This is a genomic window from Viridibacterium curvum (assembly GCF_039544165.1).
GTDB lineage: Bacteria > Pseudomonadota > Gammaproteobacteria > Burkholderiales > Rhodocyclaceae > Viridibacterium > Viridibacterium curvum.
The window spans coordinates 327,322-353,731 of record NZ_BAABLD010000017.1; the positions used below are offsets into that span (position 1 = coordinate 327,322).

The 26,410-nt window shown below is 62.9% G+C and carries 20 protein-coding genes; 5 read left to right on the forward strand and 15 right to left on the reverse strand.

Annotated features, from left to right (window positions below; translation table 11 throughout):
• Window positions 1-31: 31 nt before the first annotated feature.
• Window positions 32-802 (forward strand): YdcF family protein, encoded by a 771-nt coding sequence (locus ABEA02_RS17960; RefSeq protein WP_345534476.1) that lies wholly within the window; start codon window positions 32-34, stop codon window positions 800-802.
• 150 nt (window positions 803-952) lie between these two features.
• Here the strand turns inward: ABEA02_RS17960 and ABEA02_RS17965 are convergent, their stop codons facing one another.
• The 8 genes from ABEA02_RS17965 to ABEA02_RS18000 all read right to left on the reverse strand — a co-directional run bounded on the left by ABEA02_RS17965 (window position 953) and on the right by ABEA02_RS18000 (window position 13,034).
• Window positions 953-2,155, reverse strand: a complete 1,203-nt coding sequence (locus ABEA02_RS17965; RefSeq protein ID WP_345534477.1) for an acetyl-CoA C-acyltransferase — start codon at window positions 2,153-2,155, stop codon at window positions 953-955.
• Window positions 2,156-2,243: 88 nt separating this feature from the next.
• On the reverse strand, window positions 2,244-4,634 hold the full coding sequence (locus tag ABEA02_RS17970) for a 3-hydroxyacyl-CoA dehydrogenase/enoyl-CoA hydratase family protein (RefSeq protein ID WP_345534478.1): 2,391 nt from the start codon (window positions 4,632-4,634) through the stop codon (window positions 2,244-2,246).
• A 108-nt stretch (window positions 4,635-4,742) separates the two neighbouring features.
• Window positions 4,743-6,008: an OmpP1/FadL family transporter gene (locus ABEA02_RS17975; RefSeq protein ID WP_345534479.1), complete on the reverse strand. Its 1,266-nt coding sequence runs from the start codon at window positions 6,006-6,008 to the stop codon at window positions 4,743-4,745.
• A gap of 33 nt (window positions 6,009-6,041) precedes the next feature.
• A complete protein-coding gene (locus ABEA02_RS17980) occupies window positions 6,042-6,443 on the reverse strand; it encodes an acyl-CoA thioesterase (protein WP_345534480.1) in 402 nt (133 codons plus the stop codon).
• Window positions 6,440-8,380 carry a 3-hydroxyacyl-CoA dehydrogenase NAD-binding domain-containing protein gene (locus tag ABEA02_RS17985; RefSeq protein ID WP_345534875.1) on the reverse strand — a complete coding sequence of 647 codons (1,941 nt, stop codon included), beginning with the start codon at window positions 8,378-8,380 and terminating at the stop codon, window positions 6,440-6,442. The genes ABEA02_RS17980 and ABEA02_RS17985 overlap by 4 nt, the downstream gene beginning before the upstream one ends.
• Before the next feature lie 5 nt (window positions 8,381-8,385).
• A complete protein-coding gene (locus ABEA02_RS17990; protein ID WP_345534481.1) occupies window positions 8,386-9,672 on the reverse strand; it encodes an acetyl-CoA C-acetyltransferase in 1,287 nt (428 codons plus the stop codon).
• Window positions 9,673-9,775: 103 nt separating this feature from the next.
• Window positions 9,776-12,280, reverse strand: a complete 2,505-nt coding sequence (locus ABEA02_RS17995) for an acyl-CoA dehydrogenase (protein WP_345534482.1) — start codon at window positions 12,278-12,280, stop codon at window positions 9,776-9,778.
• A gap of 88 nt (window positions 12,281-12,368) precedes the next feature.
• On the reverse strand, window positions 12,369-13,034 hold the full coding sequence (locus ABEA02_RS18000; RefSeq protein WP_345534483.1) for a TetR/AcrR family transcriptional regulator: 666 nt from the start codon (window positions 13,032-13,034) through the stop codon (window positions 12,369-12,371).
• Between the two features lie 264 nt (window positions 13,035-13,298).
• On the opposite strand from ABEA02_RS18000, the gene ABEA02_RS18005 reads away from it, so the two are divergent.
• The 4 genes from ABEA02_RS18005 to ABEA02_RS18020 all read left to right on the forward strand — a co-directional run bounded on the left by ABEA02_RS18005 (window position 13,299) and on the right by ABEA02_RS18020 (window position 17,755).
• A complete protein-coding gene (locus ABEA02_RS18005; RefSeq protein ID WP_345534484.1) occupies window positions 13,299-13,931 on the forward strand; it encodes a hypothetical protein in 633 nt (210 codons plus the stop codon).
• A 153-nt stretch (window positions 13,932-14,084) separates the two neighbouring features.
• Complete coding sequence (locus ABEA02_RS18010; protein WP_345534485.1) at window positions 14,085-14,402, forward strand: co-chaperone GroES; 318 nt, start codon at window positions 14,085-14,087, stop codon at window positions 14,400-14,402.
• A gap of 34 nt (window positions 14,403-14,436) precedes the next feature.
• Entirely contained in the window at window positions 14,437-16,059 is a 1,623-nt protein-coding gene (gene groL / locus ABEA02_RS18015) for a chaperonin GroEL (protein ID WP_345534486.1), read from the forward strand.
• A gap of 535 nt (window positions 16,060-16,594) precedes the next feature.
• A complete protein-coding gene (locus tag ABEA02_RS18020) occupies window positions 16,595-17,755 on the forward strand; it encodes a response regulator (RefSeq protein WP_345534487.1) in 1,161 nt (386 codons plus the stop codon).
• A 48-nt stretch (window positions 17,756-17,803) separates the two neighbouring features.
• Here ABEA02_RS18020 and ABEA02_RS18025 read toward each other — a convergent pair whose 3' ends face one another.
• From ABEA02_RS18025 to ABEA02_RS18055, 7 genes are all read right to left on the reverse strand, one after another.
• Window positions 17,804-18,439, reverse strand: coding sequence for a hypothetical protein (locus tag ABEA02_RS18025; RefSeq protein WP_345534488.1), 636 nt, complete (start codon window positions 18,437-18,439; stop codon window positions 17,804-17,806).
• Between the two features lie 75 nt (window positions 18,440-18,514).
• The gene (locus ABEA02_RS18030; RefSeq protein ID WP_345534489.1) at window positions 18,515-19,738 is read right to left on the reverse strand and encodes a carbohydrate porin; all 1,224 of its coding nucleotides are present in this window, start codon (window positions 19,736-19,738) and stop codon (window positions 18,515-18,517) included.
• 346 nt (window positions 19,739-20,084) lie between these two features.
• Window positions 20,085-21,188 carry an ABC transporter ATP-binding protein gene (locus ABEA02_RS18035; RefSeq protein ID WP_345534490.1) on the reverse strand — a complete coding sequence of 368 codons (1,104 nt, stop codon included), beginning with the start codon at window positions 21,186-21,188 and terminating at the stop codon, window positions 20,085-20,087.
• Window positions 21,185-22,516, reverse strand: a complete 1,332-nt coding sequence (locus ABEA02_RS18040) for a GH1 family beta-glucosidase (RefSeq protein ID WP_345534491.1) — start codon at window positions 22,514-22,516, stop codon at window positions 21,185-21,187. Before ABEA02_RS18040 ends, ABEA02_RS18035 begins: the two co-directional genes overlap by 4 nt.
• 29 nt (window positions 22,517-22,545) lie before the next feature.
• A complete protein-coding gene (locus tag ABEA02_RS18045; protein ID WP_345534492.1) occupies window positions 22,546-23,391 on the reverse strand; it encodes a carbohydrate ABC transporter permease in 846 nt (281 codons plus the stop codon).
• A 4-nt stretch (window positions 23,392-23,395) separates the two neighbouring features.
• Window positions 23,396-24,409 (reverse strand): carbohydrate ABC transporter permease, encoded by a 1,014-nt coding sequence (locus ABEA02_RS18050; RefSeq protein ID WP_345534493.1) that lies wholly within the window; start codon window positions 24,407-24,409, stop codon window positions 23,396-23,398.
• A gap of 153 nt (window positions 24,410-24,562) precedes the next feature.
• Entirely contained in the window at window positions 24,563-25,807 is a 1,245-nt protein-coding gene (locus ABEA02_RS18055) for an ABC transporter substrate-binding protein (RefSeq protein ID WP_345534494.1), read from the reverse strand.
• Window positions 25,808-26,410: the final 603 nt, after the last annotated feature.

Here is a 26,410-nt window from a genome sequence, read left to right on the forward strand (position 1 = left end):
AGCCTGCCCGGGCCTTGCCATCGATAGAGCCATGTCCTTTTACTTCATTGCCAAGAAAATCCTCGGCACCTTGCTGATCCCGCCATTGGTCTACTGGCTGCCCATCGTGCTTGGGCTGATCCTCCAGCGACGCTGGAAGCGGCTCGGGCAGACCCTGACCTGGAGTGGTGTCGTGCTCGGCCTGTTCCTGTGCACGCCGGCCACGGTGCAGCTGATCACGGCGCCTCTGGAGAATCACCCTCCCATCGACGAGCCCGATGCCAGGCGCGCGCAGGCCATCGTGATCCTCGGTGGTGGGCAGCGCCGCGCCAACCCGGAGTACGACGGCAAGCCCACGGTCAATCGCCTGACCCTTGAACGCGTGCGCTTCGGTGCGCAGCTGGCACGCATGACCGGTCTGCCCATCCTCGTGTCGGGTGGCGCACCGACCGGCACGACACCGGAAGCCGAATTGATGGGCCGCGTACTGACCGTCGACTTCCGCCAGCCGCCGCAATGGGTGGAGGCCGGATCACTGGATACGTCCGAAAATGCCGAGAATTCGGCGGCGATGCTGCGTGGTTTCAAGATCCAGCGCATCGCGCTGGTCACGCATGCGGCTCACATGCGGCGTGCTGTCGAAGAGTTCCGCGCGCAGGGGCTGGAAGTGATTCCCGCGCCCATGGGCTTCATGGGTGATGGCACGCTGGGCGAAGAGTTCTTCGACTATCTGCCGAACAACACCTCGGCCTACACGGGCTGGTATGCCATGCACGAATGGCTGGGCATAGGCGTGCAGAAGATCCGCTTCGCGTTCAGATAGCTCTGAAACGCAGGGTGGATAGCGCAGCGCATCCACCATTCCGCCACGACGCTCCGCGGCCCACCTTGCGGCGTGGGTTTGTGCGGATGAATCCGCACCTGCGAAGCCAGGTCATGCCTTTTCGTAGGGCCGGTTTCAACCGACCGCGCACTAGCAACGCTCGAACAGGCCTGCCGCGCCCATGCCGGTACCGATGCACATCGTCACCATGCCGTACCTGAGCGCCGGGTTGCGCTGCATGGCGCTCATCAGCGTGGCCACACGAATCGCCCCCGTAGCCCCAAGCGGATGGCCCAGCGCAATCGCTCCGCCCAGCGGATTCACCTTCGCGGGGTCCAGCCCCAGCGTCTTGATGACAGCCAGGGCTTGAGCCGCGAAAGCCTCGTTGAGTTCGATCCAGTCCAGCGCATCCTGTGCCACACCTACGCGCCCCAGCACCTTGGGAATCGCCGCGACCGGACCGATGCCCATCACCTCGGGTGGCACACCGGCGATGGAGAAGCCGCTGTATTTCGCGATGGGAGTGAGGTTGTAGCGCTTGAGCGCGGCTTCGCTCATCAGCAGCACGGCCGCTGCGCCGTCCGACATCTGCGAGCTGTTGCCCGCCGTCACGCTGCCTTTCGCCGCGAACACCGTGCGCAGCTTGGCAAGCCCTTCGAACGAGCTGTCCGGGCGCGGCCCCTCGTCCTGCGCGAACAGTTTCTCGACAACACGCACGGTGCTGGTCTTGAAGTCCGGCAACTGTTCGCGTACCAGATAGGGCGTGATCTCACTCTCGAAGTGCCCTGCGGCGATTGCGGCGCAGGCCTTCTGGTGAGAAGCCATCGCAAAGGCATCCTGCTCGTCGCGCGACACCTTGTACTGCTGCGCCACCTTCTCGGCCGTGAGCCCCATGCCATAGGCAATGGCGAGATTCTCGTCGCGCTCGAAGACGGCTGGATTCATTGCCACCTTGTTACCCATCATCTGCGGCATGACGGTCATCGACTCCGTACCGGCACCGATCATCACGTCAGCCTCACCGAGCTGGATGCGCGTCGCCGCATCCGCCACCGCATTGACGCCGGACGAACAGAAGCGGTTGATCGTAATGCCCGGCACCGTGTCCGGGAAGCCGGCCAGCAGCAACCCGATGCGCGCGACGTTCATGCCCTGCTCGGCCTCGGGCATTGCGCAGCCGACGACGACGTCGCCGATCTCGTTGAGATCGAGTCCCGGTGCCTTGGCAACAACCGCACGCAGCACATGCGCCAGCATGTCGTCGGGCCTGACGTTCCTGAAGGCGCCCTTGCGCTTGGCAACCGGGGTGCGCGTCGCGGCAACGATGTAGGCGTCCTGAATCTGTTTGCTCATTGGGTCACTCCGTGACTGTGAAGAGTTAAGAGTAAGGAGTGATGAGTAGGCCCGTACTGGCTCCTCTCTCCCCACTCCTTACTCATCACTAGTTTCTAAGCGGCTTACCGGTCTCCAGCATGTGCACGAGCCGCGCCTGCGTCTGCGGTGTCTTGAGCAGCTCGACGAACTCGTAGCGCTCCACGTCGAGCAGCCACTTCTCGCTGACCATCGTGCCGCTCTCGACCGCGCCACCGCAAAGCGCCATCGCCACCGACTTCGACACGCGATAGTCGTGCTGCGAGATCATGCCGCCTTCGAGCATGTTGATGAGCATCATCTCCAGCGTCGCGATGCCACCACGCCCCGCGACGGGCACACCAGCCGGTGGCAGCTTCGGGCGGTAGCCGGTTGCCGCGATGCCCAGCGCCGTCTTGCGCGACACGTGCAACAACTCGTGCGGATTGAAGATCACCACATCCTGCTCGCGCAGCAGCGCCAGTTCTTTGGCATTCTTCGCGCTCTTCGACACATTGGCCATGGCGATGGTCTGGAACACGTTCTGCAGCCAGATCATCGGATCATTGGTCGCCGTGCGCGCGGCCATCTCGGCCGTGCGGATAGCGAACTCCTTGCAGCCGCCTCCCGCCGGGATCAGGCCTACGCCAACCTCGACGAGACCGATGTAACTCTCCAGCGCCGCGACCACGCGCGTGCTGTGCATGACGATCTCGCACCCGCCGCCCAGCGCCATGCCCTGCACGGCCGAGATGACCGGCACCTGCGCATACTTGAGCGTCTGCGACATCTGCTGGAACTTCGCAACGATGCCCTCCAGCGTCACGAAATCACCGGCCTCCAGCACAGGGCGGATCTGCTTGAGATTGGCACCGACCGAAAACGGCGCCGTCGGCTGCCAGATCACGAGGCCAGAGAAGTCCTTCTCGGCGCGATGCACGGCCTCGATGATGCCGTCGAGCACCACCGGGCCGACCGCGCACATCTTGCTCTTGAACGACAGAACGGGCACATGCTTGCCGTCATCGTCGTCCAGCGTCCACATGCGGACTTCGTCGTTCTCCCACAACGTGCGGCCATACTCGACCACATCGACTTCACCGAATACGCGCTCGGGGAACAACTGCCGCTCATACACCGGCACCGACGACCTGCCCTGCATGACGCCACTGCGTGCATCGAACGAGCCTTGGGGCGCGTGCACGCCTTCATGGTTGAACACCCAGGCAGGCAGCGGCGTATCGCTCATCGCATGACCGGCCTGTATGTCGTCGCGAATTGCCTCGGCAATGGCCTTCCAGCCCGCCGCCTGCCAGGTTTCGAAGGGTCCCTGTGCCCAGCCGAAACCCCAGCGCATCGCAAAGTCGACGTCACGCGCGTTGTGCGCGATGTGCGGCAGATGCACGGCGACGTAATGGAAGACGTCGCGGAATATTGACCACAGGAACTGCGCCTGCGGATGCGTACTTGCACGCAGCTTCGCGAAGCGCACAGCCGGGCTTTTCTCCTTGAGGATGGCCATCACCTCGTCGGCAGCCTCCCTCCCACTGTCGCGGTAATCCTGCGCCGCGAGATCAATCACCTTGATCTGTTTGCCGTCCTTGCGATAGATGCCGGCGCGGGTCTTCTGCCCCAGCGCCCCTTTCGCAATCAGTGCGGCAAGCCACTCCGGCGTCTTGTAATACGTCGCCCAGGGATCCTCCGGCAGGTTGTCGGTCATCGTCTTCACGACGTGCGCGAGCGTATCGAGGCCCACCACATCGGCAGTTCGATAGGTGGCGCTCTTCGGTCGGCCGATCAGCGGACCGGTCAGCGCATCGGCTTCATCGAAACCCAACCCGAGGCGCTGGGTGTGATGCATCACTGCGAGGATGGAGAACACGCCGACACGGTTGGCGACGAAGTTGGGCGTATCGAGCGCGCGCACCACACCCTTGCCCAGCGTCGTCGTCAGGAAGGTTTCGAGATTGTCGAGCAGTGCACTGTCCGTGCCATGGCAGGGAATCAACTCGACCAGCGACATGTAGCGCGGCGGATTGAAGAAGTGCACGCCGCAGAAACGGGGCCGCAGACTGGCCGGGCAGCCCTCTGCAAGCTTGTTGATCGACAGGCCCGAGGTATTCGTTGCGAAGATCGCGTCACCGCGAGCGTGTGGCGCCACCTTCTGGTAGAGATCAAGCTTCCACTCCAGACGCTCCGCGATGGCCTCAATGATGAGATCGCATTCGGCGAGCTGCGCCAGGTGCTGATCGTAGTTCGCCGCCTCGATGTACTGCACGCGATCGGCTGTCGCCAGCGGCGAAGGCTCCAGCTTCTTCAGCCCATCGATACCGCGACGGGCGATGCCGCTGGGGTCCCCTTCTTTCGACACAAGATCGAACAACACGACCGGGATTTCGGCGTTCGCGCAGTGCGCAGCAATCTGCGCACCCATGACACCGGCGCCCAGCACAGCCACCTTGCGGATCTGGAAGTTGCTCATGGAAACATCCTTGATGACAGCGGCCCCTGCATGGCGCCGCAAATAGGACGGAGAAAGACAGCGGGAACAAGCAACAGCGGGGCAGCTCGGGCCGCCCCGCAGCCGGCATCAGAAGGCCAGCGAGTACTGCGCACCGAAGATGGTGACGTTGCCGCTATAGACACCGGCAACACGGCCACGCCCCGAGGTGCTCTGGTTGTTATCGATCTTCGTCTCACGCAGATAGAGGTAAGCCGCACCGATATCAACGGTGGAGCTCTTGTCCATCTTCCACTGCGCGCCGAGCGACACCCAGATACGGTCATTGTCAGGCAGCGACACGAGGCGCTCTTCGGTGCTGCGCACCGGCGACTGGTCGTAGGCGATGCCGTACTTCACCTTCCAGGCGCTGTCGAGCGTCTGCGTCGCACCCAGGGCCAAACGCCAGGTGTTGCGGAAATGCGCGTCCAGCGTCTGCGCCGTCGTGCCTTCATTCGCACCGCTGGTACGCACGATGGGGACGGTGTTGATCCGTGACCAGTAGGTATGGGAAATATCACCGAGCATCTCCCAGTCGTCCGACAGCTTCTGGCGGACGCTGAGGATCATGGTGTCAGGCAGCGTGATGCGCGCTTCCGCCATCACATCCGGCGACACCAACTGGTTGCTCGACGTCAGCATGCCTTCGAGCTTGTGCTTGACCTTGGAGCGATACGAGAGACCAATATCCATGTTGTCGCTGGCCTTGAACAGTACGCCGGTGTTCCAGCCCCAGGCTTCGCTGCTGGCGTTGAGACTGATCGTCGTATTCTGGGTCACGGCGTTGTTCACCGCAGCCTGGCGGATGTACTGCGCTTCCATGTTCTGCCAGTTCAGACCAAAGCCCAGCGAGAAACGATCGCCGATCTTGTAGGCCAGCGAAGGATTGATGTTGAGCGTCTTGATGTCGAAGCTCAGCGCCTGGAAGCGACCCGCCCAATCCGGCGAGTACTCGGTCTTGAGGCCGAAAGGCACGCTGACACCCACACCGAAGTACAGGTTGTCGGTCAGGCCATAGGAACCATAACTGTTTGGCACGAGTGCCGGATCACCTGCATCGGCACCATCGCTACCTGCCGGCGCAGGTGTGTTCACCGTGCCGTCGTTGCTGAATTTGTAGCTGGGCTTGATGTAGTTACCACCCAGCGACACTTCACGCTTCTGCAGACGGGTCATACCAGCGGGGTTGAAGAAGATGATGCTGGCGTTCTCCGACACAGCGGCGGAACCAGCGTACGAATTTCCGAGCCCACTGGCGTTCTGCTCCAGCAGCTGGAAGCCGGACGCCTGCGCAGCGCCCGCCATGAGGAACGGCAGGGCAGAAGCCACCGAGCGGCAAATCAGTTTCTTGTTCATGTGTAGGTGTCTCCTATCGGATCAAATGCTCTCTCAGAGAGGTGGTAATGGCCGCTTGGCGCCGCGGTTGTCGATAGCCACGTAAGTCAGCGTGGCTTCGGTCACCTTGACGACCTTCGGGTCTGCGGGATCGCGCTCTGAATAAACCTCCACGTCCACGGTCATGGAGGTCGTACCCTCCTTGACGATGTGGGCGTAGAAGCTCACCAGGTCGCTTTTGAAAACAGGTTCCTTGAACGTGAAGGCGTTCACCGCAATGGTCACGATGCGTCCCTTGGCGCGACGCGCAGCGGGAATGGAGCCAGCGAGGTCTACGTGCGCCATGATCCAGCCGCCGAATACGTCACCTGCGGCATTGAGATCCTTGGGCATGGGAATCACGCGCAACACAGGCTCGCGGTTGGGTAGTTCGACACGGACAATCTCGTCGCTCATGCTGCTTGCTCTCGTTGCTGGTAATGCATGGGGCCGCCCGTCCAGGGGGCGAAGCCGGTGCCGAAGATTACGCCGGCATCAGCCAGATCGGCATCCGCAACAACCCCTGTTGCCACACATTTTTGCGTAGCCATCAGCAGTGGTTCCAGCAAACGCTGACCCAGACCGGGTACGCGATCAGTCAGGCGTTCCTTGCGCGGGCGACCATCTTCCCACACATAGAAGCCCTCGCCCGTCTTGCGTCCCAGCTTGCCGGCCTGCACCAGTTCGGCCAGGGCGTCAGGCACCTCTGACGCGCCGGTCAATGCCTTGCCGGTCGCCACGGCGATATCCAGCCCCACCGTATCAGCGAGTTCGATCGGCCCCATCGGCATGCCGAATGACTCCATCACTGCATCCACACTCTCGGGCGTCATGCCCTCATCCACGCAACGGATGGCTTCCAGCATGTATGGTCCCAGCACCGCGTTGACGAGAAAGCCCGGCGCGCTCTTCACCGGTAATGGAAGCTTGTCGAGCTGATGCACGAAGCCCATGGCTCGTGCGAAGACCGTGGCGTCGGTACCGTCGGCCTCGACGACTTCGACCAGCGGCATGCGTGCCACCGGATTGAAGAAATGGATACCCACAAGGCGCTCGGGGCGTTGCAGGCAGGTGCGGATATCTTCCAGTCGCAAGCTGGAGGTATTGGTCGCCAGCACGGCATCGGGCCTGGCGCGCGCCTCGATGTCGCGGAACAGTGCGTGTTTGGCTTCGAGATTTTCGAAGATTGCCTCGATGATGACATCGGCCTGCGCCACACCGCGGCCGCCAGGGTCGGCAATGAGGCGGTCCATCGCAAAGCGCACCTGCTTGCGGTCGCCACGGAACTTCTTGCTGAATCCTTCTGCTGCGCGCGACATGGCGGGGGCGATGCGCGCGATGTTCTGGTCCTGCAGGGTCACGGTCAGGCCACGCTGCACACACCAGGCTGCGATATCGCCGCCCATCACACCCGCCCCGACGACATGCACGTGGCGTGCCTTGAATGCGCTGTCCTTGCCCAGGCTCTTGAGGCGCTGCTGCAGGAAGAAGACGCGAACGAGATTGCGTGCCGTGCCTTGCGCAAAGATGTGATCCAGCGAAGCGGGATGATCGGACGGCACGTTCAGGCAATTGCCATCGAAGCGCTGCCAGGTGTCGATGATCGCGTAAGGCGCCGGGTAGTTTTCGCGGCGGGCTTTCTTTGCCACCTGCTTGCGCGCACCGGCCGCTGCGACGAACTTCAAGGGTCCGTTGAGCCAGGCCTGCAAGCCCTTGGCACGCCGCACCGGCTGGCCGGAGAGCACCAGCATGCGGGCAGCACTCTCCATCACGCGCGGCGGTACGCACTCGTCGACAAGACCCATCTTCCTGGCGCGCCGGGCGTCGATCTGTTTGCCTGTCAGCATCATGTCCAGCGCCGCAGCCGGCCCGACGAGACGCGGCAGGCGCAGCATGCCGCCCCAGCCCGGCACGATGCCAAGCATCACTTCTGGCAAGGCGAGACGCGTCCCCGGCTCGTCGACCGCAATGCGATAGCGGCAGGCCAGCGAAATCTCCAGCCCGCCACCCATGCAGTGCCCGCGAATCAGTGCCAGCGTGGGGCACGGCAGGGCTTCGAGCCGATTGAAGAGGCCCCAGTTGCGCGCCACCAGCGCCTTGATGTCGGCCACGGCCTCGATGCGCGCATACTCTTCGAGGTTGGCGCCAGCAATGTAGCCAGCCTCCTTGCCCGACTGCATCACCATTGCCTTGGGCGGTACGCGTTCGAGCAGGTCGAGAATCTGCGCGAATTCGCCGAGCACGGCACTGCCCAGCGTGTTGGCCGCGCTGTCGGCAACGTCGATGGTCAGCCACGCGATGCCCGACTCATCGGTGTGCATGCGCCAGTGTTCGAGTTGCATCGCGGGCGTCATCTCGCTCATACCGCCTCCACCAGCATTGCCCCGCCCTGCCCGCCGCCAATGCAGATCGTCGCGATGCCTCGCTTGCCACCTGTCCTGCGCAGCACCTGCAACAGGTGCAGCACGATGCGCGCGCCACTGGCGCCAACCGGGTGACCCAGCGCAACAGCGCCGCCATCCACGTTCAGCCTGCTCTCATCGAGTTGCCCCAGCACGCCAGCCAGCCCGAGTTGCTCGCGGCAATAGGCTTCGTCGTTCCAAGCGCGCAGGCAACCGATCACCTGGGCGGCGAAGGCTTCGTTGATCTCCCAGGCGTCGAGATCATTGAGCCCGAGCCCGTGGCGCTGCAGGATCGGGGTCGCCGCATGCACCGGGCCGAGACCCATCTGTTCGGGTGCGAGGCCGGCCCACTGGCTGTCGGTGATCTTGCCGATGGGCGTAAGGCCGTATTGCTGCACGGCCTCTTCCGAAGCCAGCACCAGCCAGGTCGCACCATCCGTGACCTGCGAGCTGTTGCCGGGCGTGACACGACCGTACTTGCGGTCAAAGAAGGGCTTGAGCCTGGCAAGATTGGGCAGCGAGGAATCGCGGCGCAGCCCATCGTCGAAGTCGTGCACCGTGCCACGCTCTTCAACCAGCGATACCAATTCATCGGCAAAGTGGCCAGCGTCATGCGCTGCCGCCACGCGCTGGTGACTACGCACAGAAAACGCGTCCATCTCCGCGCGCGAGATGTTGAAGCGCCAGGCCAGATTCTCGGCAGTCTGCCCCATCAGCAAGCCCACCACCGGATCGGTCAGGCCCTTGACGATGCCGATCACCGGCGCGAGATAGCCCAGCCTGAACCTGCGGATTGCTGCGAGGCGCTGGCCGAAAGTCTTCGCGGCATACCAGCCCGACAGCCAGCGCACCATCGCGTCGCTGAACAACAGCGGCGCACGCGACAAGGCATCGACACCGCCTGCCAGCACGAGCTGCGAGCGCCCTGCCTGGATGTTGGTCACCGCCGAGTCGAGCGCCTGCATGCCCGAAGCGCAATTGCGCATCACCGTCCAGCCCGGCACCTTGTTGCCACAACCCATGCGCAAGGCAGCGACGCGGCCGATGTTCACTTCGTCCGGTGACGGCGAGGCACAGCCGAGAATCACTTCGTCAAGCTGATCTGGTGCGAAGCGCTGACGCGCCAGCAGGGCACGCCCGGCTATGGTCGCGAGGTCGGATGCCGCGAACGGCCCCGGCGCATTCTTCGCCTTGAGGAAGGGCGTACGCGCACCGTCGATGATGTAGACCGGCTGGAAGCTCACTCGCACTCCTTCGCAGGATGTGCACTGCGCACCGATAGCGTGGTGATGGTGCGCAGTGGGCACCCTGCCTCTGTGCCTTTGCACCGCTGAGGTTGAATGGTATTCAAGCCGCTTCCCTCGCCACCGCGGTCAGCACCGAGCTCGGCCGCACATGCGCATTGGCGTCGCCCAGACCGAAGTCCTGCGGGAAGTCGTCGACGCGGATGGCTTTCTGGCGCAAGGCTTCTCGGCGTTCGAGCACGGCCTTGTCGGCAGCGCTGATGACGCCCTTGGCGAGCGCATCGGCAATCAGGGCATCCATGCCGCGACCGCTGATCTGCTTCGCCTTCTGCGCCGCGCGCACACGGGCTTCGATGGCTTCCGCCGCCATGGTTGCTTCGAGCGCGAGTTCCAGCACGGCGACCGGATCCTCTTCGTTGCCACGGTCTACAAAACTGTCGGCAATCAGGCGATCACGCGTAGCCGAAGACTCGATGAGCAGGCGCGCCACTTCGTGACCCAGCTTGTCGGACGGCACGACGTAAGGGCGGCCGAGCGGGAAGATGAAGCGCCACAGCACGGCGGCGATCAGGCGATTCGGGAAGTTCGAGATCACGCCTTCGAACGCGTTCTGCGTCTTGAACATCGCATCCCACATCGCCCAGTGCATCAGCGGTGCATCGGCGGCCTGACGGCCTTCGGCCTCATAGCGACGCAGGGTCGCCGAGCAGAGATACATGTAGGAGAGGATGTCACCGAGTCGCGCCGACAGCTTTTCCTTGCGCTTGAGGTCACCGCCCATGGTCAGCATCGACACATCGGCAATGAAGGCGAAAGCGGCGGAGAAACGCGTGAGCTGCTGGTAGTAGCGCCGTGTTTCGGGCGCAACGTCCGGAGCGCCGACCCAGTGCGAGCCGGTAATACCCATGATGAAGCTGCGCGCCGCATTGCTGACCGTGAAACCGATGTGGCTGAACAGGGCTTCGTCGAAAGCCTTCAGGCCACGATCACCGTCGTCATCCTGCGCGGCGCGCATCTCCTTGAGCACATAGGGATGGCAGCGGATTGCGCCCTGACCGAAGATGATCAGGCAGCGCGTGAGGATGTTGGCGCCTTCGACCGTGATGCCGATGGGCAGCTGCTGGTAGGCGCGGCCAAGGAAGTTCTGCGGCCCGAGGCAGATACCCTTGCCGCCGAGAATGTCCATGCCGTCATTGACCGACTGGCGACCGCGCTCGGTGACGTGGTACTTGACGATGGCCGACACGACCGAAGGCTTCTCGCCAAGGTCCAGCCCGCCTGCGGTCATGATGCGGGCGGCGTCCGACATGTAGAGATTGCCGCCGATACGCGCGAGCGGCTCTTCGATGCCTTCGAACTTGCCGATGGCCGTCTTGAACTGGGCACGCACGCGTGAATAGGCGCCGACCGCGCGCGCGGTGAGCTTCATCATGCCTGTGTTGCAGCCGGGCAGCGAGATCGAACGGCCCGCCGCCAGGCATTCCATGAGCATGCGCCAGCCCTGCCCCGCCATCTTCGGCCCGCCGATGATGAAGTCGAGCGGCATGAAGACATCCGAACCCCAGTTCGGGCCGTTCTGGAACACGGCGTTGAGGGGAAAGTGGCGACGACCAATGTTCACGCCCGGATGATCGTGTGGCACCAGCGCGCAGGTGATGCCGAGGTCCTCTTCGCCTTTGCCGATTTCACCCAGCAGCCTGTCCGGGTCATACAGGCGGAAGGCCAGACCCAGCACCGTGCAGATCGGGCCCAGCGTGATGTAGCGCTTGTCCCAGGTGACGCGCATGCCCAGCACTTCGCGGCCCTGGTACATGCCCTTGCAGACTATGCCGAAGTCGGGGATCGATGCGGCGTCCGAGCCCGCCTGTGGCGAAGTCAATGCAAAAGCGGGAATGTCTTCACCGCGTGCCAGGCGCGGCAGGTAGTGCTGCTTCTGTTCATCGGTGCCGTAGTGCAGCAGCAACTCGGCCGGGCCGAGTGAGTTGGGCACCATCACGCTGATCGCAGACGCCGAGCTGCGCGTGGCGAGCTTGGTGACAACCTGTGCATGGCCAAAGGCCGTGAAACCTTTGCCGCCGTACTCCTTGGGAATGATCATGCCGAGGAAGCCCTTTTCCTTCACGTAGGCCCAGGCCTTGGGCGACAGGTCGTGGTGGATGTGGGTGCTATCCCAGTCCGTCATCAGGCGGCACAGCTCTTCGGTTTCGTTGTCGAGGAAGCTCTGCTCCTCCGCCGTGAGCTTCGGCCAGGGGTAGGCCAGCAGCTTCTTCCAGTCCGGCTTGCCACCGAACAGGTCACCTTCCCACCACACAGTGCCGGCTTCGAGTGCGGTCTTCTCGGTGTCCGACATCGGCGGCAGGATCTTGCGGTAAATGCCGAACACAGGCCTGGTGATCAGCGCGCGACGCAAGGGGCGCAGCACGATGAGGCCGGTCGCAAGCAGCCAGACGGCGAGCAGGCTTTGCACCACAACCGGCGAAACGCCCGCCAGCCGGTTGAGACCGATCAGCCAGGCACAGCCTGCGATGACCCACAGGATGGCTGGCATGCGCATGGCGGCCAGCGCGAGGGCGGCCACCGGCAACACGATCAACATCGTCAGCAACATGAAAGTCTCCTTGGTTCTTGTCGGCGGGCGGCCTTGTGCGCGCACTATCCGCCCGTCATGGATACGGCAAACGCCAGAACAGGGCCGGCTAAGGGCCCGATTTCCCTTCCGGGCCATCCGGCAGGGGCGCGCGCAGCCCCCCGAGCAGAAAGGCCGTCAGACGCGGTTTGAGCAAGGCCGGGTCATCGTCGAATCGCCCGGTGACCAGCGCCAGCGCATCGATGCCTGAAAAGGCGTAAGACACCGCGCCCATCATGAAATGCAGTCGCCACACGATCTCGGCCTTGGGCACGTCGGGCAGCGCGGCATAGAGCGCACGCGTGTAGCGCTCCACCACCTCGGCGTACTCGACAGCCATGAACTTGCGGATGAACTCGGCCGGCTCGGTGTAGGTGCGGCCCAGCAAGCGCATGAATGTGGCCCCGCCCCGCGCGGTGTCGGCGGCCATCTCCAGCGCTGGCCCGAAGAAAGCCTCCAGCACTCGGCTGGGTTTGGGCGCCGCGCCGGCCGACTCTGCTTCCAGCGCATCAAGGCAGGCCAGACGCTGCTTGTTGAGCTCGGCCAGACGGCGGTGGAACACTTCCTGGAAGAGCCCTTCCTTGCTGCCGAAGTGGTAGTTCACCGCCGCCAGATTGACGCCCGCCTGCGACGTAATCATGCGCATCGACGCGCCATCAAAGCCGTGCTCGGCAAACAGCGCTTCAGCCGCATCGAGAATGCGGGTTGCGGTATCAGCAGGCAGGTTGTCAGCCATTTCGGGTGTAGAAATCCGGATCAAACGGTCGTTTGACTATTGCAATCAAACGATCGTTTGTCAAGCTCAACATATGCCGCAACGCAGCAGCGGCGCGCGTTCGCGGCCATGTGCGTCCCGCCCGGTCGCGGCCTGCCGGGCCTTGCCGCGAAGAAAACGCGCCAGCCCGCCCCTCTCTGCCGCTCGCCGTCAGGCCCCACCCCTCTTGTCGCGCGCGGGGCGGTCGACGTATTTTTTCTGCCAGCAAGTCAGAGGGAATCCGTCATGCGCATCTTCGACATCCTCTCCGGGCAGATCCAGAGCGTCGGCCTGCCCTTGTTCGCCGTCAGCCTCGCCGCCATCCCGCGCGCCGAGACGCCGCTGCTGCTGCTCATGCACTGGCACGGCTTCCGCCGCGAAGGGCCATTGCGCCGTGGGCAGCCCTTCACCGAGCCGGTCGCCGTCCCCAGCTCTGCCCTGCAGCTCAACACCCGCTGGCATGCGCTGGAGCACATCGAAACCGAGGTGCTCGACGCCGCCTGGCAACTCGGCGCGTGGAATCTGGAGCGCGACGAAAAGCGCGCTTGCAACACCATCGGCGCCCCGCTCAGCGAAGCGCACGCCTGCCGCCAGGCCTTCGGCGAATTCCCGCTCGCAGCCACGCACGAACCCCTTGTCGAAGAAGCGCCAGACCGCGCCTCGCTCATGCAGCTGGCAGCCGATGTCGGCTACGTGTGCTGGCAGTTCCGCCCCGTGGCAGGCGGCATCTGGGAGGCGCGCGAGGGCGACGACACGCTCGACGAAAGCGGCCACCGCACACCGCCCTGCCCTGTCACCCCTCTCGCAGCCAAGGGCAGCGGCCAGCGCGGCAGCCACACGACCTACCGGCTGGGCTGCATCAATGGTTTGATCTACTAGCGCAAATTTTTTGCACCCCCCTCTTGAAACAATTTTTGTCTGCCCATAACTCGGCCACGTTGGTCGCCAAGACCAACGAGACCGTGCAGCCTGCGGCCTCGCAGGCGCGGTCTCCATCCGTTTCCGTTCATCTGAATCGCACAGGAGATTGATATGCACATCCGTCCTCTGCACGACCGGATCATCGTCAAGCGGGTCGAAAAGGCACGCCAGACCGCATCCGGAATCGTCATCCCCGACACCGCCGCCGAAAAGCCCGAGCAAGGTGAAGTGCTCGCCGTCGGCCCCGGCAAACGCCTCAACGACGGCAGCCTCGTCGCGCCGCAAGTGAAGGTCGGCGACCAGGTGCTGTTCGGCAAGTACGGCGGCCAGACCGTCAAACTCGACGAGCAGGAGTACCTCGTGCTGCGCGAAGAAGACGTCTTCGGCGTCATCGAGGGCAGCAGCGCTACCCAGCTCAAGGCCGCCTGATTCCCCCAATCTGATCTGACACAGGAGTTCCACCATGGCAGCGAAAGAAGTCCGCTTCCACGACAACGCCCGTGAGCGCATCGTCACCGGCGTCAACATTCTGGCCAATGCGGTGAAAGTCACCCTCGGCCCCAAGGGGCGCAACGTGCTGCTCGCGCGCAGCTTCGGCGCCCCCCACATCACCAAGGACGGCGTCTCGGTCGCCAAGGAAATCGAACTGAAGGACAAGTTCGAAAACATGGGCGCGCAGATGCTGAAGGAAGTCGCCTCCAAGACCGCCGACGTCGCGGGTGACGGCACCACCACCGCCACCGTGCTGGCACAGGCCATCGTGCAGGAAGGCATGAAGTACGTCGCCTCCGGCATGAACCCCATGGATCTCAAACGCGGCATCGACAAGGCCGTGACGGCCGTCGTCAAGGAGCTGCAGGCCATCTCGCGTCCGGTCACCAACAGCAAGGAGACCGCGCAAGTCGCAGCACTCTCGGCCAACTCCGATGAATCGATCGGCAAGATCATTGCCGACGCGATGGACAAGGTCGGCAAGGAAGGCGTGATCACGGTCGAAGACGGCAAGAGCCTCGACAACGAGCTCGAAGTCGTCGAAGGCATGCAGTTCGACCGTGGCTACATCAGCCCCTATTTCATCAACAACCCCGAGAAGCAGACCGCCGTGCTGGAAGACCCGCTGGTGCTGATCCACGACAAGAAGATCAGCAACATCCGCGACCTGCTGCCGGTGCTCGAATCGGTCGCCAAGACCGGCAAGCCGCTGCTCATCATTGCCGAAGACATCGAGGGCGAAGCCTTGGCCACGCTGGTGGTCAACAGCATGCGCGGCATCCTCAAGGTCGCGGCCGTCAAGGCGCCCGGCTTCGGTGATCGCCGCAAGGCCATGCTCGAAGACATCGCCATCCTCACCGGCGGCACCGTCATCTCCGAAGAGACCGGCAAGCAGCTTGAGAAAGCCGGTCTCGAAGACCTCGGCCGCGCCAAGCGCGTCGAGATCGAGAAGGAGAACACCACCATCATCGACGGTGCAGGCGAGAAGACGAAGATCGATGCGCGCGTGAAAACCATCCGTGCGCAGATCGACGCCGCCACCAGCGACTACGACCGCGAGAAGCTGCAGGAGCGCGTCGCCAAGCTCGCCGGCGGCGTGGCCGTCATCAAGGTCGGCGCGGCCACCGAAGTCGAGATGAAGGAGAAGAAGGACCGCGTCGATGATGCCCTGCACGCTACGCGCGCGGCGGTCGAAGAAGGCATCGTGCCCGGTGGCGGTGTGGCCCTGCTGCGCGCACGTACCAGGCTCGGCACGCTCAAGGGCGACAACCCGGATCAGGACGCCGGCATCCGCATCGTGTTGCGTGCGCTCGAAGAGCCGCTGCGCGCGATTGCGGCCAACGCCGGAGACGAGCCCTCGGTGGTGGTCAACAAGGTGCTCGAAGGCACGGGCAACTTCGGCTACAACGCCGCCAACGGCAGCTACGGCGATCTGGTCGCACTCGGGGTGATCGACCCGACCAAGGTCACGCGCTTTGCATTGCAGAACGCCGCCTCGGTCGCCAGCCTGATCCTCACCACCGACGCCACCGTCGCCGAAGCCCCGCAGGAGACCAAGCCCGCTGCCCCCGCGCATGCGGACATGGACTACTGATGTCGTGCTGACGCCGCAATGAAGGCCCGCCCGCACGGCGGGCCTTTTTCATGCGCACGCCATCAACGGCAGCCAACCTGCTGACCCGTATCGAAAAATTGAGTACCGTTGGCGCAAATGAAAGGCTGCACGGGTTTGAGTTTGCGGGTGAAGCGCCCGCTGGCCATCGAACCCGGCGCCAGCGCCCAGCCCTCGGGGCAAATCTCCTTTCGAGCCGAGCAAATCCTGCCTGTCACATCATGGCAAGCAAGACGCTGCATGTTGAGCGTCTTCCGACAGCGGCAGGGGACTCCTCCTGAAAGAGCCCGTCTTTCTGCCAAATTGATGGCTCCCCGCCGACAGTTTGACCCTGGCGCGCAAGGCGATCTGCCCATGGAAGATGCGGATACCGAATCCGGCGGCAAGTTGATGGTTGTTCCCTCTTCCCCGCCACACAAACAAAAACCGCGTCGAAGACTCAAGCCCGCCGGATTTCAGCCGCTACCAGTGCCAGACGTATGGTTGCCCACCAATGGGGCACAACAGGCCTGGTCACATGGACGCGAAAATCAAGATCGATACTCCCGTCAAGGAAGGTTGCATCCTCATCGTCGATGACGTCCCCGCGACGCGCGCCCTGCTCAAGGGACTGCTGCAGAAGCAGTTCGACGTCGTGCTAGCCACTTCCGGCGAAGATGCCCTTGAGCAGTGCGAGTCCGCCATGCCCGACCTCGTCCTGCTGGATATGGAGATGCCCGGCATCGGTGGTCTGGAAACCTGCCGCGTGCTGCGTGAAATGTCCGATATCCCGGTAATCTTCGTCACCGCCCACGATTCGCTGGACCAGCATATTCTCGCCTATGACGCAGGCGGCACCGATGTCTGCGTTAAACCCGTATCGGCTGAGCTGCTACTGCGCAAGAGTCGGCTGGCAATCGTCCAGAACCGCATCAAGCACCACCTCGACAAGGAAAACAGCTCCCTGCAGGCAATGGCGAAGAGCTACCTGTCGTCGCTTGAAGACAGCGACCTCCTGCTCGATTTCACGCGCAAGGGCATTGCCTGCCGCAGCCACGAAGCCCTCGCCCAGCTGATCGCCGATACGGCCGCCGGCCTGGGCGTACGCTGTGCGGTAGCCATCCGACACAACGGCCACGAAACCATATTGGGAGCACAACGCCCGACGTCTGAGCTCGAACGTAGCATGATCCGTCAGCTCTCGACGATGGGACGTTTCGTGCAATACAAGAGCCGTCTGGCTGTGAACTACCCGGCGATCACTATCGTTGCCTGCGACGTCCCGGAAGACAGCTCACTGGCCGAACGAATCCGCGACAATCTCGGTGTTCTTGCCGGCACCGCCGAAGCCTTTTCCGAGAACGTGAGCATGCGTCTCGAATCTGCTTCGCGCGCCGAACAGATGCAGGTCGCCCTTGGTAACGCAGTGACCACGGTGGACAACCTTCGCGTCTCGCACCGCCAGATGGTCGCGGATATCCGCATGCTGCTGCAGCAGCTTAGCGAAGATGTTGAGCATACCCTCTCATGGCTGGCTGCCGACCGCAGTCAGGAAAAGGAAATCAACGACAAGGTTTACCTGCAGATCGAACGCATCTTGCGCTGCCTCCTCAACGGTACGCAGCTCGATGAAGGGTTCACCTCGGTCATCGACAGCTTGCGCGGCAACAGCGGCGGGCACGACGTCGAGCTGTTCTGAGCCGTGGACGCAACGCCCGCCTGATCGCTGCTCAGGCTGCCTCAACGCTCAACGACAACCCACCAGGCTCCCGCTGTCAAAGTACTGCGTGCCATTGGGACAAACGAACGGCTGCAACGGCTTGCGCTGGCAGCTGAAGCGTCCATTGGCCATCGAGCCCGGCACCAGCTGCCAACCCTCGGGGCAAACTTCCGCTGTGCTGGTGGATCGCATTTCCAGCGTCACATTGGGTGGCGCAGCAGCGGCAGCCTGGGCATTGGGCTTGCCGGGCGTGCCGGCCGGCGGCCTGTCGCTCGCCTCGCGCACATCCACCTGGCCGCTGGCGCGTCCCGCGCATGGCGTGCGCGTCTCACCACCGCGAACACTGAATGTATAGATGCCGGCACGGGTATAGGCGTGGGGAAGCTCGATCAGCACCTTGCCATCTGCACCGAGACGCAGTTTGTGCGGCGGCGTCCCGTCACCGAAGTCGAGCACGGCATCACACAGCGGAGTCGAAATGCCGGCCGAACCATAAGGTTTGAGACGGATGACGAGGACAGCAGCGGCCATGCCGGAAGCATCCCGGTACACGATCTCTTCCTGAGGGAAGATGTTGCGCAGGTCGTAGTGATCGGCTTGCGCCGTCGACGCGCCGAACGACAGCGCGAAGACCAGCGCCAAGCGACCAGTAAATTTTTGCATGACTGGATCTCCGCATGAAGAAAAGCGACGCGCCGGGTCTGGCGCGTCGCAGATTGTGCTACCGGACCGACAATCTCACCACCAGGCCTCAGCCTGAACACCCACGCTTGAGCCGTTGTGCGCCTTGCCGAACACCTCCTGCGTGCGGCTCTCGGACGACAGATTCTGACGCGCCGCTTCGTTCCACCATGCATGCGTGTAGAACAGACGGATCGTCGGGCGCGAACCCGCCTCCTTGCCACCCGAAATGGCCGTTGCCACGGTCAGTTTTGTCATGTAGCGCGTGTCACCCGTCGAGGGCTTGACGCGGTCATGCCCGGCCTCGACAAGGAAACGGAAAGGGCCGCTGATGTGCGTGTCAGTGCGCGCACCGAACGAGGTCCACTTTTCCTTGAGCGCCGGCGTGTTCGTGAAGTAGTTGCGTGCGCGGTACTCGGCAATCACGTCCCAGTTGGTCTTCAAGCCCACGGCAGCGCCCGTCTGCTGCGCCACGACACGCGTATTGCGCTGGCCGATGCCGCCGCGCGCAGTCTCATTCTTGTCATAGCGCGCACCGACCAGGGTACTGCCGCCCAGAGTGCCTTGCGTCGTGTGGTAGAGGCCGAACGAATTGCCGCTCGACTGCTGATCGGGCACGGTATTGGCAACCGCATCGCGCGAGCGCGTCTGGCGCTCGTAGCTGGTGTAGATCGCCAGCTCGTTGGCGTCACTGAAGGTGCGAATATTGGTCAGCCGCAGCGGCAGGGCGAATCGGTTGTTGTTGGGGTCTTCGGGGCGAGGATTCATCATGTACGCCACGCTCAACTTGCCGATACCGATGTTCATGTTCTCGAGACCGGCGCCGTCACCGTCCTGGTTCTCGAGAAACTGGTCATTGATGCCCAGCTGCAGCCGGTTGTAGAAGCGACGCCCTGCCCACACCGTGCCACCAGCCAGCTGCGGAATGTTCGAGCCATAGGCATAGACCTGACCGAAGCGTGTTGTCAGCTCGTCTGTACCGTTTTCCTTCGAACCCCAGGCGCGATACACCGAAGGCATGAAGTGCACGTGCCATTCCGACTTGTCGTCGAGCGTCGCCAGCGTGGCATTCAGGTTGGGCTCGATCACGTAGTCGCACTCGTTGCCCAGACGCCACTTCGTGTCAGCACCGGGCAGCTTGAAACAGGTCATCGTGCCGCCACGGGTATTAAGGCCCGTGCCTGCGCGGAAGTAACCCGAGAAATCCACCGTCGCAGCCTGCGACGATGAGCCAAACGCTGCCGCGACCGACAGCGCAATCAACGGATAAATCTTCTTCATCTTCATCTCCTCTTGAGGGCTTGTTAACAGTTATCCGGCGGTCGCGCTTGTGCTCAATTGGGCGTGGAACAAGGCGCAGCAACGACGACAGGGTGGTCCCCTGTCTAGGCGCTGCAACGCGGTGCCACGTTCAATTGAGCGCGAGCCCTCCGGGTTGAGTCTTCTGGCTCGTGGATACTGCGTTGCACTCCTTGTGTGGGGGAACCACCCCACACCGCGTCGCGCGCCTTGTCCCACGAGCCATAAGACTCAACGCGATCCGTCGGATAACTATTAACAAGCCCTGGTCGGCACTGCGACCGACCTATCGTTACGCAGCCGGCCTGGCTGGATGGGTGAAACAAGTTCAATGTATGCGGCTGACCGGCAATGCCGCACCGTCAGCACCGAACAGAAGCGTGCGACTCGCGTCCGGAACGATCCCGACGTCATTGCCTGAATCGAAAGGCGTGCGCTCACCGTGCAAGCGCACCGTGACGGACTGACCGGAGCCATGCAGACGCGCATGCACCATCACCGAGTCCCCGAGGTGTTCGACCAGATCGACCCGCGCAGCCAGCCCCCCACCGGCCTGCGTGAGCGTGATGTGCTCTGGTCGGACACCCATCGTGATTTCCTGCGAAGCGGCTTCAGTCGACAACGCTGCCGGCATCAGCATTGCGCCGGCCTGATCGAAGCCCAGCCGCAACTCGGCACCTGAGGGCTGTACCGAATCGCAACGAATGAAGTTCATGCGCGGCGAGCCGAGGAAGCCGGCGACGAAGCGGTTCTCGGGCGTGTCGTAGAGATCGAGCGGACGCCCGAACTGCTCGACCTTGCCGTTGTTGAACACGGCGATGCGGTCGCCCATGGTCATCGCCTCGACCTGGTCGTGGGTGACGTAGACCATGGTTGTACCCAGCTCGCGATGCAGCTTGGTCAGCTCGATGCGCATCTGCACGCGCAGCGATGCATCGAGGTTGGACAGTGGCTCGTCGAACAGGAACACACGCGGCTTGCGCACGATGGCGCGGCCGATGGCCACGCGCTGACGCTGGCCGCCGGAGAGCGCCTTGGGTTTGCGCTCCAGCAGATGCGTGATCTGCAGGATCTCGGCTGCCCGGCCGACCGAGGCCTTGATGTCGGACTTCGACTCCCCCGCCAGCCTCAGCGCGAAACCCATGTTTTCGGCCACCGTCATGTGCGGATACAGCGCGTAGCTCTGGAACACCATGGCGACACCGCGCTGCGAGGGCGGCATGTCGTTGATGCGGCTATCGCCGATCATGATGTCGCCGTCGGTGATGTCCTCCAGCCCCGCGATCATGCGCAGCAGCGTCGATTTGCCGCAGCCGGAGGGGCCGACGAATACGGCGAACTCGCCGCGTTCAATGTGGAGGTCGATGCCGTGCAGTACTTCAGTGCCATCGGGATAGGTCTTGCGCACATTGCGCAGGGTCAATGCGGTCATTTGCTTGTCTCCTTGTGCTGCAACACGAAGTCGCGGTACCAGTGCGCGCTGTCTTTCAGCGTGCGTTGCTGGGTGGCGTAGTCGACGTGCACGAGGCCGAATCGCTTGTCGTAGCCGAGCTCCCATTCGAAGTTGTCGAACAGGCTCCAGTAGAAGTAGCCGCGCACATCAACGCCGCCGCGTCGCGCGGCATCCACCGCAGCGAGGTGGGAGCGCAGGTACTCAGTGCGGTCGGCATCGGCGACGCGGCCGTTGGCGAGCACATCGGCGCAGGCCATGCCGTTCTCGGTGATGTAGATCGGCGGCAAGTCGTAGTCGCGCTGGATGCCCAGCAGCAACTCGGTCAGGCCCTCGGGATAGGTCTCCCAGTCCATATCGCTGTAACCATGCGGACCGGGTGCGGGCACGGGCGGCTGGGCCGTCGAGGTCCAGATGCGCGTGTAGTAGTTGATGCCGAGGAAGTCGAGTGGCTGGCCGATGTTCTTGAAATCGTTTTCATGAGCTTCCGGCAGACGGGTGTAGTTGGTGATGGCCGGATAGCGCCCAAGGAAGATCGGGTCGGCATACCAGCGCACGAAGTCGCCATAGGCGCGCGCGGCAGCGGCCACGTCCTCCGGCGCATTGCTGGCGGGGTGTGCGGGCGACTGGTTGAGCACGATGCCCAGCGGCGCCCTGACGCCTGCCGCGCGCATCGCCTGCAACGCCATGCCGTGCGACAGCAGGAGGTGATGCGCCACCTGCAGCGCAACGCCTTCATCCCTGAGGCCCGGTGCGAACTCGCCGAGCAGGTTGCCCTTGATCGCCGTGCACCAGGGCTCGTTGTGTGTCGCGATGCTCGCCACGCGGTCGCCCAGACGACGCCCCATGTACTCCGCATAGTCGGCAAAGCGCTGGCAGGTGTCACGGTTGGCCCAGCCGCCCACGTCCTGCAGCGCCTGCGGCAGATCCCAGTGGTACAGCGTGGCGTGCGGCGCAAGGCCCATCTCCAGCATGCGGTCGACCAGTCGGTCGTAGAAGTCCAGGCCTTTCTCGTTCCAGTCGCCCTGCCCCGCCGGCTGCACGCGCGGCCAGGCAATCGAGAAGCGATAGGCGTCCACACCCAGCCCCGCGACGATATCGAGGTCCTCGGCCCAACGATGGTAGTGGTCGCAGGCCACATCACCCGTGTCGCCGTTGAGCACCTTGCCCGGCGTGTGCGAGAACGTATCCCAGATGGAAAGTCCGCGCCCATCCTCCTTTGCCGCGCCTTCAATCTGGTAGGCACTGGTCGCCACCCCCCAGACAAAGTCGGGCGGAAATGCTGCGGGCTTGATTGTTCCTTGGTTCATGGTCATCGAATGGTTGATAAGTTGATGGATCAGGATTTCACTGCGCCAGCCGTGAGGCCATCGATGAGACGACGCGACGCCAGCACAAACATGAGGAGAAGAGGCAGCACGGAGATCGCCGAGCCAGCGCAGATTGCGCCCCAGGGTGTCTGCCCCGTGCCCTGCATGGAGCGCAGCGCCAGCGGCACGGTAAAGTGCGCCATGTCGTTCATCACCACCAGCGGGCCCATGAAGTTGTTCCACGAGGTGATGAAGGTGACGAGCCCCAGCGTGCCCAGCGCAGGCCCGATAAGCGGCACGATGATGCGCAGGAAGATGCCGAACTCACCGCAGCCGTCGATGCGCGCGGCATCGACCAGCTCGCGTGGAATCGCCGAGCCGATGTACTGCCGCATCATGAACACACCCAGCGCTCCACAGGCCGCCGGCACGTAGAGCGCGCGCGGCTCGTTGAACCAGCCCAGCCAGCCCATGATGAGCACGGTCGGAATCATGTTGATGAAGGCTGGTAGCAACAGCGTCGCCATCACGATGGCGAACAGCTTCTCCTTGAAGCGGAATTCGTACATCGCAAACGCATAGCCCGCCAGCGAGCAGAAGAAGAGGTTCAGCAGTGTCGTCGCCAGCGCGATGTACACGCTCCAGCCGATGTTCTGCCAGAAGTGCGGCACGCGCTCGAGCAGGATGCCGAGGTTCGCCATCAGATAACTGCCGGGCAGCAACGGGGGCGGCACAGCCTGTATCTCGCGGTCGGAATGCGTCGCGAAGATGAACATGAAGTAGAAGGGCACCAGCATCAGCAAGGCCCCTGCGCCGACGGTGAAATAGGCGGCGAAGGTGGACACAGGCGCGCGTTCGTAACGGAGTGCACTCATGACCTCAGTCCCTCCTGCCGAAGAAGCGGTTGTTGGCCCAGGTCACCAGACCGATCAGGATGAACAGCAGCCAGGCCACAGCCGACGCCGTGCCGAAATCGCTCTCGCCGAAAGCTGTCGTGAAGACATGCATGGCCGCCGTCTTGCCCGCCTGGTCGATGCCGCCCGATCCGGACATGCGACCATCGCCAGCCGATGCCGCCGTCAGCACAAAGGGCTCTTCAAACAACTGCAGGTTGCCGATGATGGTCAGCGTCACCGCGAAGTAGATCATCGGCTTGAGCATGGGTAGCGTGATGTGCCAGAACTGCTGCCAGCGTGTCGCGCCATCCATGATCGCGGCCTCGTAGAGGTCCTTCGGGATGGTCTGCATCGCCGACAGGTAAAGCACGGTGTTGAAGCCGACATACCGCCACCACACGACGAAGGAAATCATCGTCTTCGAATACTGCGGCTGCGCCCAGTCGATATTCTCGGCAGGGAACAAGCCACCCAGCAGCGGCAGCTGCGAGCCCAGGTGCAGCAGGCTGTTGATGGCGCCGAACTCACGCGAGAACAGCGCGGTAAAGACCAGCGAGATCGCCACTGTCGAGGTGATGAAGGGCAGGAAGTAGATGCCCACGAAGGTGTTGCGCCAGCGACCGAACGCGGTCTGCAGGAAGAACGCCAGCGGCAGGGCCACCAGGTGTTGTGGCAGGCCGGAGGCGATGGCGATCCAGCTCGTGTTGTAGAGCGACTTGTGGAACCAGTCGTCCTTGGTGATGAGGTAGATGTAGTTGTCGAGGCCGATCCACTTCATGCCACCCAGGCCAGCGGTCGGATCCCACTGGTGGAACGACACATAGATCGAGAACACCAGCGGAAAAACGCCGAAGACCAGGAACAGGATGAAGAACGGACTGATGAACAGGTAAGGCGCCCAATCCCGCATGCGGAAGCGGAGCGGCTTCTTCGCGTGCGGCTGTGTTCCTGACGCCAGCTCTGCACTCTCGTTCGCGATCTGGATTGACGATGACACTTTGCGTTTTCCTGGCACGACAAGCTCCGTCACATCAGTACGATACCGACATACTGCGTGTGAGCCCGAAGCTGGGCAATGGGGACTGGAGGCCCGGAAACGGCTGCTGTCTGGCCGCTACAACAACCGCCCCGGGTGGAGACACTCTTTACGTCAGCGACGCACGCGGCGCTCGATCTGGGCCTTCGCATCGGCAAGGGCCTGCTTGATGTCCTTGTTCTTGATCAGGACGTTGTCGAGCTCGGAATCGACAATCTCCTTGGCCACGATGTCGAACTTGTCTACATCGATGGCTGCGATCCTGTCAGCCGACTCCTTCCACAGGCGGCGCGCCTTCTGGCCCCCGAGGTACTCAACCGGCTCGTCAATGAAGGGATCGTTCTGCGCTTCGAGCAGCGAGGGGAATGCGTCAAGCTTGCGGAACGACTCCAGCTGCATTTCCTTGTTCACCGTCAGGAACTTGATGAACTCCCAGGCAGCTGCCTTGTTCGCCGCCTTCACCGGGATCGCGTAGAACGAACCGCCCCAGGAAGCGAAGGCACCGCCGGGCAGCTGGGCGACACGCCACTTGCCCTTGGCCTCCGGATTCAGCCAGTTGTTCAGGTGCCCCGCAAACCAGGCGCCGAATGCCTGAGTCGCAAACTTATCGCGCTTGTAAGCTTCGGACCACTCGTTGCTCCAGGCATTGATGTTGCCGTCCAGACCTGCCGTGCGAACGGCCTTGGCCAGTTCGAAGGCCCGCTGGAAGCGCGGCGTATTCACCTCGCTCTTGCCCTGCTTGTCGAAGTAGATGCCCTCGCCGTCCTTGAGTCCGCTGCGAATGACGATGTCCTTGATATCGACAGCGCTGGGGATCAGGTAGGCGCCCGTTGCCGCCTTGATCTTCTTGCCCGCGTCGATGTAGCTCTCCCAGCTCTTGGTAAGGTCGGCTTCCGACACACCGGCCTTGTCAAGCATGTCCTTGCGATAGAACAGCGTGCCGGGACCGATGTCGGTCGGGATGGCGGCCTGCGCACCTGTACCACCCGTGCCTTGCGGGAAGGCGAAGCGCGCGATCTTGCTGCGGAACTGGCCGGCGTTATAAGGCGCTTTGGAGAGGTCTTCCAGGCCGCCGGACTCAGCGAACTTGCCGATGAACCCGAAGTCGACCGCCATCACGTCGGGCAGGTTGGTGCCGGTCGCCAGCGCGGTGGTCATGGCCGTGTGGTGATCGCCATAAGCCAGGCTGACCAGCTTGATCTCGACTTCGGGGTGCAACTTCTTGAACAGCGGGATCGCAGCCTTGGTGGCGCGGTCCAGATCCGGGAAGGACGCAACCGTGACGACGGTCTGCGCTGCCACAGACAGCGAAAGGCTCAGTCCCAGCGCACAGATGATGGGTTTCAGCAGGCTTTGCATGATGCGGTGTCTCCTCTTTTAGTCTGAAAACGTTACCATTTTCGGGCGCAGCACGCCCGGTACAGGAGTCCCGCTCAGCGCCGTCGCTGCCAGGACCGATAGTCGTTTCATCTGCCCGCATGCAAAAAGCGCAAGGCAGCAAAGAAGGGCGCTTTATTGCTACGCGCCATGACCGCCGACACGGGACGGAGGTGCGTCAGGCGCCGTGCCGACCGCTCTCCATACCCCCCTCTGTCAGGGCTCATTATTGAAAACGTTTTCACGCCGATCTGTGAAAGCGCCGTCTGTTTTGTGAAGTGGATTTCAGCTTCGGCGACCAGCAAAGTCAACGAAAAACCTTTCGTATTCGGGAAAATCCCTATCCATAAAAATCAGTCCCCGACACTGAAATTCACACAAAAATCATTACATATCAAATATGTAATTAATTTCTACGCAAATACGCACACATGCACAGGGAATATACGGTCTGTGCAGCGCAACAAATCACCGCATCAACTCGACCCCGTTCCTCGGTCACCTGCTACACTCCGGCATAGCATTTGTTGGTGATAACGTTTTCATATATGACAGCCGTTGTTCTCTCGTCTGCCACCCGGAACG

What these genes read in the sequence shown, in the direction of transcription:
- ABEA02_RS18025 (WP_345534488.1), bottom strand. Translation starts at nt 18,439, where the DNA reads ATGCAAAAATTTACTGGTCGCTTGGCGCTGGTCTTCGCGCTGTCGTTC.
- ABEA02_RS18005 (WP_345534484.1), top strand. Translation starts at nt 13,299, where the DNA reads ATGCGCATCTTCGACATCCTCTCCGGGCAGATCCAGAGCGTCGGCCTG.
- ABEA02_RS17960 (WP_345534476.1), top strand. Translation starts at nt 32, where the DNA reads ATGTCCTTTTACTTCATTGCCAAGAAAATCCTCGGCACCTTGCTGATC.
- ABEA02_RS17965 (WP_345534477.1), bottom strand. Translation starts at nt 2,155, where the DNA reads ATGAGCAAACAGATTCAGGACGCCTACATCGTTGCCGCGACGCGCACC.
- ABEA02_RS17975 (WP_345534479.1), bottom strand. Translation starts at nt 6,008, where the DNA reads ATGAACAAGAAACTGATTTGCCGCTCGGTGGCTTCTGCCCTGCCGTTC.
- ABEA02_RS18000 (WP_345534483.1), bottom strand. Translation starts at nt 13,034, where the DNA reads ATGGCTGACAACCTGCCTGCTGATACCGCAACCCGCATTCTCGATGCG.
- ABEA02_RS18055 (WP_345534494.1), bottom strand. Translation starts at nt 25,807, where the DNA reads ATGCAAAGCCTGCTGAAACCCATCATCTGTGCGCTGGGACTGAGCCTT.
- ABEA02_RS18020 (WP_345534487.1), top strand. Translation starts at nt 16,595, where the DNA reads ATGGACGCGAAAATCAAGATCGATACTCCCGTCAAGGAAGGTTGCATC.
- ABEA02_RS17985 (WP_345534875.1), bottom strand. Translation starts at nt 8,380, where the DNA reads ATGACGCCCGCGATGCAACTCGAACACTGGCGCATGCACACCGATGAG.
- ABEA02_RS17980 (WP_345534480.1), bottom strand. Translation starts at nt 6,443, where the DNA reads ATGAGCGACGAGATTGTCCGTGTCGAACTACCCAACCGCGAGCCTGTG.
- ABEA02_RS18010 (WP_345534485.1), top strand. Translation starts at nt 14,085, where the DNA reads ATGCACATCCGTCCTCTGCACGACCGGATCATCGTCAAGCGGGTCGAA.
- ABEA02_RS18045 (WP_345534492.1), bottom strand. Translation starts at nt 23,391, where the DNA reads ATGAGTGCACTCCGTTACGAACGCGCGCCTGTGTCCACCTTCGCCGCC.
- ABEA02_RS17970 (WP_345534478.1), bottom strand. Translation starts at nt 4,634, where the DNA reads ATGAGCAACTTCCAGATCCGCAAGGTGGCTGTGCTGGGCGCCGGTGTC.
- ABEA02_RS18035 (WP_345534490.1), bottom strand. Translation starts at nt 21,188, where the DNA reads ATGACCGCATTGACCCTGCGCAATGTGCGCAAGACCTATCCCGATGGC.
- ABEA02_RS17995 (WP_345534482.1), bottom strand. Translation starts at nt 12,280, where the DNA reads ATGTTGCTGACGATGTTGATCGTGTTGCCGGTGGCCGCCCTCGCGCTG.
- groL (WP_345534486.1), top strand. Translation starts at nt 14,437, where the DNA reads ATGGCAGCGAAAGAAGTCCGCTTCCACGACAACGCCCGTGAGCGCATC.
- ABEA02_RS18040 (WP_345534491.1), bottom strand. Translation starts at nt 22,516, where the DNA reads ATGAACCAAGGAACAATCAAGCCCGCAGCATTTCCGCCCGACTTTGTC.
- ABEA02_RS18030 (WP_345534489.1), bottom strand. Translation starts at nt 19,738, where the DNA reads ATGAAGAAGATTTATCCGTTGATTGCGCTGTCGGTCGCGGCAGCGTTT.